10 protein-coding genes and 4 tRNA genes are annotated in these 12,617 nt (G+C 36.6%); all 14 read left to right on the forward strand.

Annotation, left to right across the window (positions count from 1 at the left end; genetic code table 11):
• Window position 1 precedes the first annotated feature (1 nt).
• The 14 genes from WAX78_RS09520 to WAX78_RS09585 all read left to right on the forward strand — a co-directional run bounded on the left by WAX78_RS09520 (window position 2) and on the right by WAX78_RS09585 (window position 12,594).
• Complete coding sequence (locus tag WAX78_RS09520) at window positions 2-940, forward strand: YybS family protein (protein ID WP_336482047.1); 939 nt, start codon at window positions 2-4, stop codon at window positions 938-940.
• 189 nt (window positions 941-1,129) lie between these two features.
• On the forward strand, window positions 1,130-3,103 hold the full coding sequence (locus tag WAX78_RS09525) for a DHH family phosphoesterase (protein ID WP_336482048.1): 1,974 nt from the start codon (window positions 1,130-1,132) through the stop codon (window positions 3,101-3,103).
• A complete protein-coding gene (gene rplI / locus WAX78_RS09530) occupies window positions 3,100-3,546 on the forward strand; it encodes a 50S ribosomal protein L9 (RefSeq protein ID WP_098310138.1) in 447 nt (148 codons plus the stop codon). Before WAX78_RS09525 ends, rplI begins: the two co-directional genes overlap by 4 nt.
• A gap of 27 nt (window positions 3,547-3,573) precedes the next feature.
• Complete coding sequence (gene dnaB, locus WAX78_RS09535) at window positions 3,574-4,935, forward strand: replicative DNA helicase (RefSeq protein WP_336482049.1); 1,362 nt, start codon at window positions 3,574-3,576, stop codon at window positions 4,933-4,935.
• 190 nt (window positions 4,936-5,125) lie between these two features.
• Complete coding sequence (locus tag WAX78_RS09540; RefSeq protein ID WP_336482050.1) at window positions 5,126-6,415, forward strand: adenylosuccinate synthase; 1,290 nt, start codon at window positions 5,126-5,128, stop codon at window positions 6,413-6,415.
• Window positions 6,416-6,578: 163 nt separating this feature from the next.
• A tRNA-Lys gene (locus WAX78_RS09545) sits at window positions 6,579-6,654 on the forward strand.
• Window positions 6,655-6,666: 12 nt separating this feature from the next.
• Window positions 6,667-6,738: transfer RNA gene (locus tag WAX78_RS09550), tRNA-Glu, on the forward strand.
• 20 nt (window positions 6,739-6,758) lie between these two features.
• Window positions 6,759-6,834, forward strand: a tRNA-Asp gene (locus WAX78_RS09555).
• A gap of 43 nt (window positions 6,835-6,877) precedes the next feature.
• Window positions 6,878-6,950 (forward strand) — tRNA-Phe (locus WAX78_RS09560).
• A gap of 158 nt (window positions 6,951-7,108) precedes the next feature.
• Window positions 7,109-7,816: a cell wall metabolism DNA-binding response regulator WalR gene (walR, locus tag WAX78_RS09565; RefSeq protein WP_336482051.1), complete on the forward strand. Its 708-nt coding sequence runs from the start codon at window positions 7,109-7,111 to the stop codon at window positions 7,814-7,816.
• 3 nt (window positions 7,817-7,819) lie between these two features.
• On the forward strand, window positions 7,820-9,655 hold the full coding sequence (walK, locus tag WAX78_RS09570) for a cell wall metabolism sensor histidine kinase WalK (protein ID WP_336482052.1): 1,836 nt from the start codon (window positions 7,820-7,822) through the stop codon (window positions 9,653-9,655).
• On the forward strand, window positions 9,652-10,998 hold the full coding sequence (locus WAX78_RS09575; protein WP_336482053.1) for a YycH family regulatory protein: 1,347 nt from the start codon (window positions 9,652-9,654) through the stop codon (window positions 10,996-10,998). The genes walK and WAX78_RS09575 overlap by 4 nt, the downstream gene beginning before the upstream one ends.
• Window positions 10,985-11,803 carry a two-component system regulatory protein YycI gene (locus WAX78_RS09580; protein WP_413789181.1) on the forward strand — a complete coding sequence of 273 codons (819 nt, stop codon included), beginning with the start codon at window positions 10,985-10,987 and terminating at the stop codon, window positions 11,801-11,803. Before WAX78_RS09575 ends, WAX78_RS09580 begins: the two co-directional genes overlap by 14 nt.
• Complete coding sequence (locus tag WAX78_RS09585) at window positions 11,800-12,594, forward strand: MBL fold metallo-hydrolase (protein ID WP_336482054.1); 795 nt, start codon at window positions 11,800-11,802, stop codon at window positions 12,592-12,594. The genes WAX78_RS09580 and WAX78_RS09585 overlap by 4 nt, the downstream gene beginning before the upstream one ends.
• Window positions 12,595-12,617 lie beyond the last annotated feature (23 nt).

Here is a 12,617-nt window from a genome sequence, read left to right on the forward strand (position 1 = left end):
AATGAAGCGCACACGACTCATTACAGAAGGAGCAGTTTTACTTGCTTTATATGCCGTCTTACTTCTTGCTTCTCTGTATATGCCCATTTTAGGGCTTATATGTATATTTGCATTGCCGTTACCATTTCTTATTTTTACGATAAGATACCCATTAAGTAGTGCTTGTATATTATTAGGGGCAGCGATGCTTGTAACACTTATTGTTAGTTCGCCTCTTAGTATTGTGAATACAATTATGTTCGGAATAACAGGTATTGTATTAGGACATATGTATAAAAAGAAAAAAAGTATTATTGAAATTTTATTAGTAGGGACACTTGTATATCTTGTAAGTTTTATATTGCTGTATGTTGTCAGCGTGAAGTTTTTTAATATCGATTTTATTAAACAAATGGAAGACATGTTTAAGCAATCAATGGAACAAAGCGAGAAATTTATGAAAATGGCAGGTACACCTGTAAATGAAGAGCAACTAGCTGAATTGAAAAAAGTGGGTAATACAATTCGCTTGCTTGCACCAACTTTACTTGCTATGGGATCACTTTTTTATTCTTGGATTACGATTTTAATTTCTAATCGTGTCTTAAAACGATTAAAGTACACGGCGGAATCTTGGCCGAAATTTCGTGATATACAAATTCCTAAGAATATTGTTTGGTTATACGTCGTTGTTGTTTTACTTTCCTCTTTTACAAAAACAGAAGCGGGATCATATTTAGAAATGGTGTTTTTAAATTTATCGGCAATTTTCTCCTTGTTACTGCTGTTTCAAGGTTTTTCATTCCTTGCTTTTTTTACAAATGCAAAAGGATATAATAAAGCTATTCTAATCTTAGTTTTTGTTGTAGGTTTGTTTGTGCCAGTTTTGTTCCCTCTTGTGACAATCTTAGGTATAATTGATTTAGGCTTTTCGTTACGGTCGAAAGTACAGGTAAAATAAGTAGTTGAAAAAAAGTGCTTTTTATAAGCATTTTTTTGTAACGAAACATAGAAATATAAACTTTTATCCTGCACGTAATGGGACTGTAAGACTCTGTAAGTGGGGGATAAGTCTGGTGGATTTGACTAAATATCAGTCGAGGAATGAAGACCTGACTGATAGAAGTTTCACTTTATAGGAGTTGTATATATGCCTGAATTTTATAAGAAACAGCGGTTTTTGTATCCTGTTTATGTGTTGGCATTTTTAACGTTTTTACTCATTACAATTCTCGTTTATTTTCATTGGTTGACGGGGATGATTTCCTTTGTTGTCTTTTGTATTGTTTTATTTTTTACTATTAAATTTGAGCTTGCATTTCAAAAACGTTTTGAAAAGTATACGAACGATACGATTACAAGAGTTAAAAAGGTAAGTAATGAGGCTTTCAATCAAATGCCAATTGGAATTTTACTATATAATAAGGATTATGGAATCGACTGGGCAAACCCATATTTATCTTCCTGTTTAGGGCAGCATTCGTTAGCTGGATGGCACCTGTATGATCTATCAGAGACCCTGCTTCTATTTACAAAAGGTGAAACAGCTAATGATATTGTATCTTTGAACAATCGGAAATTTCGTGTGTTTGCCAGGAAAGAAGAAAAGTTAATTTATTTCTTTGATGTGACAGAGCAAACAGAGATTGAGAAAATGTATGAAGACCAAAGAACGGTACTCGCTGTCATCTATTTAGATAACTATGATGAAGTTACGCAAGGACTAGATGATCAATTGCGTACAAACATTACAAGCCATGTTACATCTTTGTTGAATGAATGGGCTGTGAAACATGGAGCTTATTTGAAACGAGCTTCATCTGAGCGTTTTTTCGTTGTGTTAAATGAAAGTATTTTAGCGCAAATGGAGAAAGGGAAATTTGATATTTTAGACCAAGTACGTGAAGAAACGTCTAAACGAAATATTCCTCTTACATTGAGCATTGGTGTTGGTTCGGGTGATTTATCACTAGCAGAGCTTGGAGCGATGGCGCAATCAGGTCTTGATTTGGCACTTGGACGAGGTGGAGATCAAGTGACAATTAAACAAGCTACAGGGAAAGTAAAGTTTTATGGCGGGAAAACGAATCCGGTGGAAAAACGCACTCGTGTACGTGCACGCGTTATTTCGCATGCTCTAAAAGATCTTGTGTTAGAAAGCAGCAATATCATTATTATGGGGCACCGGGCACCGGATATGGATGCAATCGGAGCTGCAATTGGGATTTTAAAAGTAGCACAGCTGAATGAACGCGAAGGATATATCGTATTAGATGAAAATGATTCTGATAAAGGAATTAAGCGTTTAATGGACGAAGTTAAGCAGCACGAGGAATTATGGTCGCGTTTTATTACACCGCAGCAGGCGCTTGAATTTGCGAATGATGATTCGCTTCTTGTTGTAGTGGATACACATAAACCGTCCATGGTTATGGAAAAAAGGTTGCTTGATAAGATTGAAAATGTAGTTGTAATCGACCATCATCGCCGCGGTGAGGACTTTATTGAAGACCCGTTACTTGTTTATATGGAACCGTATGCGTCTTCTACGGCAGAACTTGTAACAGAGCTATTGGAATATCAGCCTAAGCGCTTAAAAATGAATATGCTAGAGGCAACGGCTTTACTTGCGGGCATTATTGTGGATACCAAGAGTTTTACTTTCCGCACCGGAGCACGCACATTTGATGCAGCCTCGTATCTTCGTTCACATGGTGCAGATACTGTATTGGTACAAAAGTTATTAAAAGAAGATATGGAGCATTATTTACAAATTGCAAAAACAATCCGAAATGCGTACATTTATAAAAATGGGATTGCGATTGCAAAGGTAGATGGCGATGGGTTTTATGATCAAGTCTTAATTGCACAATCAGCTGATACATTGCTGACAATGACGGGAATAGTCGCTTCTTTCGTAATTGCACAGCGTAGTGAAACTGTTATTGGTATTAGTGGACGTTCTTTAGGAGAGATAAATGTACAGCTTATTATGGAGCATTTAGGTGGGGGCGGTCATTTAACAAACGCCGCAACGCAAATGCAAGACATATCGATTGATGAAGCAGAAGCAAAACTACAATCTGTTATAAATGAGTATTTAGAGGGAGGAACACAATCATGAAAGTAATTTTTCTAAAAGACGTAAAAGGTAAAGGTAAAAAAGGGGAAGTAAAAAACGTACCAGACGGTTATGCGAATAACTTTTTACTAAAACAAGGTCTTGCAGTTGAAGCAACAAATGCAAATGTGAAAACATTAGATGCGAAGAAACGCAAGGAAGAAAAAGATGCAGAATTAGAGCTTGAAAAATGCAAGGAATTAAAAGAAACTCTAGAAAAATTAACAGTAGAATTAAAAGCAAAATCAGGTGAAGGTGGCCGTTTATTTGGTTCTATTACAAGTAAACAAATTGTAGATGGCTTACAAAAAGCTCACAACATTAAACTTGATAAACGTAAATTTGAGATGGATGACGCAATTCGTGCGTTAGGATATACGAATGTTACTGTGAAATTACACCCACAAGTGACGGCGACAGTAAAAGTACATGTTACTGAACAATAAACAAAAGATTAAAGAGGAGGTTTGCGTATGAGTGACGTATTTGCTGATCGTACCCCTCCGCATAATATTGAGGCTGAACAAGCCGTTCTAGGGGCTATTTTCCTTGATCAAGAAGCATTAACATCAGCTTCGGAAATGTTAATGCCAGAAGACTTCTATCGAACAGCACATCAAAAAATTTATCAAATGATGCTTGATCTTTCTGATAAAGGAGAGCCAATTGATTTAGTTACTGCAACAGCAGCGCTTGCTAATCAAAATTTGTTAGAAGAAATTGGCGGTGTTTCCTATTTAGCTGAACTAGCGGAAGCTGTACCGACAGCTGCCAATGTAGGATATTATGCGCGCATTATCGCTGAAAAATCGATTTTGCGCCGGCTTATTCGAACAGCAACGCATATTGTGTCGGATGGTTATGAACGAGAAGATGATGTAGAGAGCCTGCTAAATGAAGCAGAGAAGAAAATACTAGAAGTATCCCAGCGTACGAATACAAAAGGATTTCAAAATATTAAAGATGTTCTTGTGGCAGCTTACGATAAAATTGAATTACTGCATAATCAAAAAGGTGATATTACAGGAATTCCAACCGGTTTCACAGAGTTAGATCGTATGACAGCAGGTTTCCAGCGTAATGATCTAATTATTGTAGCGGCGCGTCCGTCTGTGGGGAAAACGGCGTTTTCTTTAAACATTGCTCAAAATGTTGCTACGAAAACAGATGAAAATGTTGCGATTTTTAGTTTGGAGATGGGATCTGATCAGCTCGTTATGCGTATGCTTTGTGCGGAAGGAAATATTGATGCGCAGCGTCTTCGTACGGGATCTTTAACTTCAGACGACTGGGCGAAACTGACGATGGCAATGGGGAGTCTCTCAAATGCAGGTATTTTTATTGATGATACACCGGGGATTCGCGTTAGTGAAATTCGAGCTAAATGTAGGCGCCTAAAACAAGAACACGGCCTTGGAATGATTTTAATCGATTATTTACAACTTATTCAGGGTAGTGGAAAATCGGGTGAAAACCGTCAGCAAGAAGTATCAGAAATTTCTCGTACACTAAAAGGGCTCGCTCGTGAACTGGAAGTTCCAGTTATTGCCTTATCTCAGCTCTCTCGTGGCGTTGAGTCTCGTCAAGATAAGCGTCCGATGATGTCTGATATTCGTGAATCGGGAAGTATTGAGCAAGATGCTGATATAGTAGCCTTTTTATATCGTGAAGATTACTATGACAAGGAAACAGAAAACAAAAATACAATTGAAATTATTATTGCTAAGCAGCGTAATGGTCCGGTAGGCTCAGTTGAACTGGCGTTTGTGAAGGAGTTTAACAAATTCGTGAATTTAGAACGGCGTTTTGATGATGGGCATGCACCGCCAGCTTAGTGAAGGTATAAAAAAGAAGCACATTTCTTATAATAAAATGTGCTTCTTTTTTGTTTGTGAAAAACATTTCTTACGAACGAAAGGGATAAAAGTGAAAAAAATGTTCGTTTTTAAATTGACTTCTCTTTGCATTTTGGTACAATTATATTGTTTGAAAAGTTCGTTTGAAAATTGCGGAGGTGCTTGAATAATGTCTTCAGTAGTAGTTGTAGGAACACAATGGGGCGATGAAGGAAAAGGTAAAATTACTGATTTTCTTTCTGAACATGCGGAAGTAGTTGCAAGATATCAAGGTGGAAATAACGCAGGACATACAATCGTTTTCGGCGGTGTTAAGTATAAATTACACTTAATTCCATCTGGTATTTTTTATAAAGAAAAAATTTGTGTTATCGGAAACGGTATGGTAGTAGATCCGAAAGCATTACTTGAGGAATTAAAATATTTACATGATCGTGGTGTAAGCACTGATAACTTACGTATCAGCAACCGTGCGCACGTTATTTTACCTTATCATTTAAAACAAGATGAGTTAGAAGAAGAGCGCAAAGGTGATAATAAAATTGGTACAACGAAAAAAGGTATCGGCCCTGCATATATGGATAAAGCAGCTCGTGTTGGTATTCGTATGGCAGATCTTTTAGATCGTGAAGCATTTAAAGAAAAACTTGAGCGTAACCTTGCGGAAAAAAATCGTTTATTTGAAAAAATGTACGATGCAGAAGGTTTCAATGCTGACGAGATTTTTGAAGAATATTATGAGTATGGACAACGAATTGCACAATACGTATGCGATACATCTGTTGTTTTAAATGATGCATTAGATGAAGGCCGCCGCGTATTATTTGAAGGTGCACAAGGCGTTATGCTTGATATCGACCAAGGTACGTACCCATTCGTTACATCCTCTAACCCAGTGGCTGGTGGTGTAACAATTGGTTCTGGTGTTGGTCCTTCTAAAATCCACCGCGTTGTAGGTGTATGTAAAGCATATACAAGCCGTGTAGGTGATGGCCCATTCCCAACTGAATTACATGATGAAATCGGCAATCAAATTCGTGAAGTTGGCCGTGAATACGGTACAACAACAGGTCGTCCACGCCGTGTTGGTTGGTTCGATAGCGTTGTTGTAAGACATGCTCGTCGTGTTAGCGGTCTTACAGACTTATCTTTAAACTCTATCGACGTATTAACAGGTATTCCAACTCTGAAAATCTGTATTGGATATAAATATAACGGAGAAATTCTTGATGAAGTTCCAGCAAACTTAAATATCTTAGCAAAATGTGAGCCAGTATATGAAGAGCTTCCAGGTTGGACAGAAGATATTACAGGTGTAAGAACATTAGCTGATCTTCCTGAAAATGCAAGACATTATGTAGAGCGTGTGTCTCAATTAACAGGTATCCCATTATCTATGTTCTCTGTTGGTCCAGACCGTAACCAAACAAACATTGTTCGTAACGTATACGGCCTATAATCTTGTTTTTTTCTTAAAAGTACGGTATATTGAAGAAAGGACTCATATTCAAATGAGTTCTTTTTTCATGTTTTTATAAAAAAATGAAAAAAGGTATTGCAAAAATAAAACATCTTATGGTATTATAACTCTTGTCGTCACGGAACATGACATTGGTGAGTATGAGCCATTAGCTCAGTTGGTAGAGCATCTGACTTTTAATCAGAGGGTCGAAGGTTCGAGTCCTTCATGGCTCACCATTTTATTTTCGTGGCCCGTTGGTCAAGTGGTTAAGACACCGCCCTTTCACGGCGGTAACACGGGTTCGAATCCCGTACGGGTCACTTTTTTATATATTATTTTTGGTCCCGTGGTGTAGTGGTTAACATGCCTGCCTGTCACGCAGGAGATCGCCGGTTCGACCCCGGTCGGGACCGCCACTTTTGTTTAATACCACAATTAGTGGTTTTATATATATGTTTTGGCTCGGTAGCTCAGTCGGTAGAGCAGAGGACTGAAAATCCTCGTGTCGGCGGTTCGATTCCGTCCCGAGCCACTCTCAGGATATTAGGTGGGCCCACTTAATATCCTTTTTATATTGTTCAATTTTACAAATGAGAGTAGTTCTTTTACAATAGAATGAGGAAGCCTCTAGCAGTTGAAGCTAGGGGTTTTTCTGTAAGGAAGGCATTAAATATGCAGGAGGAAACTAAAATGATGGGAAAGAAAATTTTAGTCGTTGATGATGAGAAGCCAATTGCAGATATTTTAAAGTTTAACTTGGAAAAAGAAGGTTTTGAAATTGTGATGGCACACGATGGCGATGAAGCAATTGAAAAAGCAAATGAAGAACAACCGGATATGGTTTTATTAGATATTATGTTACCGGGAAAAGATGGTTTAGAGGTTTGTCGAGAAATACGAAAAAACCATGAAATGCCGATTATTATGTTAACAGCAAAAGACTCTGAAATTGATAAGGTTCTTGGACTGGAACTGGGTGCAGATGACTATGTGACAAAGCCGTTTAGTACACGTGAGCTATTAGCGCGCGTAAAAGCGAATTTACGTCGTCATCAACAAGGTGGAACAGCTGAAAAAGAAGAAAATACAGAGATGATTATTGGCCCAATTGTGATTAATCCAAACGCATATAGTGTAACAAAACGTGAGGAAAGCATTGAGCTAACACATCGTGAATTTGAATTACTTCATTACTTAGCGAAGCATTTAGGACAAGTTATGACACGTGAACATTTATTACAAACTGTTTGGGGTTATGATTATTTTGGTGATGTGCGTACAGTAGATGTAACTGTTCGTCGCTTACGTGAGAAAATTGAGGATAATCCAAGTCATCCGACTTTAATTGTGACAAGACGCGGTGTTGGATATTATTTACGTGATCCAGAGCAGGAGTAATATATGAAGAAAGTTGGTTTTTTTCAGTCCATTCATTTAAAGTTCGTATTAATTTACATGTTATTAATTTTAATGGCGATGCAAATTATTGGTGTCTATTTCGTTCGTGAGTTAGAAAAGAATCTTGTGAAGAGCTTTAAGGAATCATTAACACAACGAACGAACTTACTCGCTTACAATTTAAAGCAGGAATTTGCGAAAGAAAGAGATAAAACAAAAGATCCCACTCTTGAAGACGCGATTAAAACGAGTATAGAAGATTTTTCTTCTGATCGAAAAGCTGATATTCAAGAAGTTCGGGTAATTGATGAGAGTAGTCGTGTGTTAGCGACATCACATCAATATAATCAAGGGATTGTTGGAAAGAAAACAACAGATTTACTGGTAAAGCGAGCCTTAGTGCAAGAAAAAACTGTTGAAAAAATGGAAATAGACCGCAGTACAGGAAATCGTGTGCAAGTTGTTGTTACTCCTGTTCAAGGAAATAATAAGAAACCTTTTGTAATCTATATTGTTGCTTCTATGGAAGATGTTTATAAACAAATGAAGCTTATTAATCAAATCTTTGCAACGGGAACGGTTATTGCATTGTTGGTAACGGCTGTACTAGGTATCTTATTGGCACAAACCATTACAAGACCAATTTCAGATATGAGAAAGCAAGCCATTGAAATGGCAAAGGGAAATTACTCTCGTAAAGTAAAAGTAAATGGCAATGATGAAATCGGTCAGTTAGCATTAGCATTTAATAACTTATCTAAGAAATTGCAGCAAGCTCGTTCTTCTATGGAGAGTGAGAGAAGAAAGCTTTCGTCTGTATTATCTCATATGACAGACGGGGTAATTGCAACAGATCGAAAAGGGGATATTATCTTATTAAACGATCCAGCAGAAAAAATGCTAAATGTTTCACGTGAAACAGCGTTAGATCAATCTATTTTAGAAATATTAGGCATTCAAGAAGAATACACATTAGATAATTTATATGAAGAACCAGATTCTGTTATTTTAGATTTTAGTACAAGAGATGAGCCGTATATTCTAAGAGCTAGCTTTTCTGTTATTCAAAAAGAGAATGGAAAAGTGAATGGTTTCATTGCGGTGTTATATGATGTGACGGAACAAGAGCGAATTGATGGAGAACGCCGTGAGTTTGTGGCAAACGTTTCGCATGAACTTCGTACACCATTAACAACGATGCGAAGCTATTTAGAGGCATTGGGTGAGGGGGCATGGCAAGATCCGAATATTGCACCGCAATTCTTACAGGTAACACAAGAAGAAACGGAGCGAATGATTCGACTGGTCAATGCATTATTACAGCTTTCAAAACTAGATAGTACAGAATATCGTTTAATGAAAGAATGGGTGGACTTTACACAATTCTTTAGTAATATCATTGACCGTTTTGAGATATCAAAAGAACAAAACGTATCTTTTAATCGTTCATTTTCTAAGAAATCACGTTTTATTGAAATCGATGAAGATAAAATTACACAAGTTCTTTATAATATCATTTCAAATGCATTAAAGTATTCTCCAGAAGGTGGAACAGTGACATATCGGTTACGAGAAAGAGAAGATATGTTAGAAGTAAGCATTAGCGACCAAGGAATGGGAATTCCAAAAGAGAATGTTGATAAGGTTTTTGAACGTTTCTATCGTGTGGATAAGGCTCGTTCACGTAAATTGGGTGGAACGGGATTAGGCCTAGCAATTGCCAAGGAAATGATTCAAGCCCACGGCGGATCAATTTGGGCGAAAAGTGAAGAAGGAAAAGGGACAACCATTTATTTCACGCTTCCAATGGAAAAGGAAGAAGAGGATGACTGGGAATGAATATTGAGAACTTAAAATCAGTCTTGCTGGTTAACTTGGTTGTTATTAGTGTATTTCTTACTTTTAATTTATGGACCTATGTACCCGATTCTAGCAAGTTGCAAAATGCAAAATATTTACAAGATAATGCAGAGATGGAACAGAAGAGTCTTACAAATGTAATTTTTCCTTCCGTAGTTCTTTTTCATAAAGAGAATACGCATCTTGGAAGTGAAGATATAGACAGTATTAATCCATTGTATAAATTACTTGAGAGAGGAGAATTGTATGATTTTAGGGATATATCAAATGATATCCCAAAACATCAATTCCTCTCCTTTGTTCGTGGTAAAAATAAGATTGAAATGATTTTTCCTACCCATATACCTTTAGATTCTATGAAAGACGTTTTTACAATTAAAGAAAAAGTTCCAGAGTCATATAGTTTTGATCGTATATTGATTGATCTTCAAGGAAGTCGGGACGGTAATATTCCTGTATATTTCGTTTCGTATGAAAATCGCAAAGTATATCATATGGTATTAAAAGGAATTTCGCTTAAAGAGCTTGAAACAGCACATGATCAATTTGTAGCTAAAGCAAGGGACTACTCTCAATACGAATTAAGTGATACGAGAGAGATATTTTTGCCAGATACGAAAACTGATAAGCAGAGTATCGTGTACTTAATAAGTAATATACCTGAGGATATATTTATAAATGCATTATTTACAGATCCTCGTTATGTAAAAAAAATGTCCGATGATCAAGAAGACACATATACAGATGGAATTCGTCTTATGGAAGTATTAAAGAAAAAGCAAATGTTGCAGTACACAAATTCAGCTATATCAGACCAATCACATATATATGGAAGTACGCTTGTTCAACGTAGCTTTGATTTTATTAATGGTCATGGTGGTTTAACAGGTGCTTATCGTTTTGATTATATGAATTCCAAAAAAGGACAAACAACGTATCGTTTATATGTTGATAGCTTACCTGTATTTAATGAAAGTGGTATGGCGACATTGGAACAAGTGTGGGGTGTAGATGAATTAATTTCGTATAAGCGTCCATTGTTTAAGTTATCGGAAGTAAAGTATGGCGATGATCAAACAAGCTCTCTTCCAGATGGTAAGACGGTGATACAATCTTTAGAGAAAAATAAAAAGGTGGATATGAAATTAATTCAAGATATTCGTTTAGGATATAAGCTTACACCAGAGCCAGGAGCAGGGCCGAACGGAAAAAAAATTGCTGCAGTAAATTTAAAACCTATTTGGTATGTGGTATATGGTGAAGATGATAAAGTTTTAGAATGGAGCGTGGAGAAAGGGGGAGAGCTCATTGGATTGGAATAGGATTAAAACAATTTTTATTGTTACCTTTTTCATTTTAGATCTCTTCCTTGTTTTTCAGTTCGTTCAAAAACAAGATAGTGATCAACTTGATTATATGACGGAAACGAATATTGAAGAACAATTGAAAGCAGATAAAATTACATCTGAGGATTTGCCGAAAGAACCGACGAAAGATACGTATATTATGGCAAAAAATAAGAGTTTCTCTAATGAAGATATACATTCTTTAAAAAATCAAACGATGTTTTTACAAGATTCTAATACCATTGTAAGTAAGCTTAAAGAGCCATTTTGGAATGCAAAAGCAACAACAAGTGATAATTATAGTGAATTTCTGCGTTCTTATGTAATTGATGGACAAAAATACAGTGCTGCAGGAAAAGCGGAAGGGTCGAAAGTGTATTTTTTTCAAAAATATAAGGATAAGCCGCTATTTTATAATCAACATGGTATGATTGTTGCCGAACTAAATGAAAAGAAAGAAATTATATCGTATACACAAACAATGCTATATGAATTTAAAGAGATGGGAGACCAAAATAAAGAGTTAGATATTATTTCTGCTCGAAATGCATTAGAAACGTTGTATACGAAAACTGGATTGAAACAAGGGATTCATATAAAAGGAGCAAAATTAGGATATGCAACAGTAGTAGCTCCTTCTTCCTCAAATGTACAAGTTCTTGTTCCAACCTGGAATTTGTATACAGACAAAATGGACTACTTTGTAAATGCAATAGAAGGACAAATTATTCAATTAGGTAAGGACAACAAGGAAATTGAGCAATGGAGTGAGGCTAAATGAGTTTGCATTTTAGTGTACTCGCAAGCGGCAGTACGGGAAATGCGCTGTATGTAGGGACAGAACGCCAAAAATTATTAGTAGATGCAGGGCTAAGCGGAAAAGCAACAGAAGCCTTGTTTCAACAAGCTGAAATAGATATAAATAACATATCTGGCATTCTTGTCACACACGAACATAGCGATCATATTAAAGGACTAGGTGTGCTAGCACGTAAGTATCATTTGCCTGTTTATGCAAATGAGAAAACATGGAACGCGATGGAACATTTAATCGGTAATATTCCAACGGAGCAAAAATTTATTTTCTCAATTGGAGAGATTAAAACATTTGGAGATATTGAAGTGGAGTCATTTGGTGTTTCACATGACGCTGCTGAGCCAATGTTTTATGCGTTTCATCATAATGGAAGGAAGCTAGCACTTATTACAGATACGGGATACGTTAGCGACCGAATGAAAGGAATTATTAAGGGAGCTAATGCTTTTGTGTTTGAAAGCAATCATGACGTTGAAATGCTACGAATGGGACGTTATCCATGGAGCATTAAACGAAGAATTTTGAGTGATGTAGGACATGTTTCTAATGAAGATGCAGCTCTTGCGATGACTGATGTGATTACGGATGAAACGAAGCATATTTATTTGGCTCACCTTAGTTTAGACAATAATATGAAAGAACTTGCCCGTATGTCTGTTGAACAAGTACTTGAAGAAAAAGGACTTGCTGTAGGAGAAGCATTTCAGCTGCACGATACAGATCCAAAAACGCCAACTAAAATTCAATACGTATAATTCTTCATTTTGGTAAACAATAA

It is taken from the genome of Bacillus yunxiaonensis, assembly GCF_037104695.1.
GTDB lineage: Bacteria > Bacillota > Bacilli > Bacillales > Bacillaceae_G > Bacillus_A > Bacillus_A yunxiaonensis.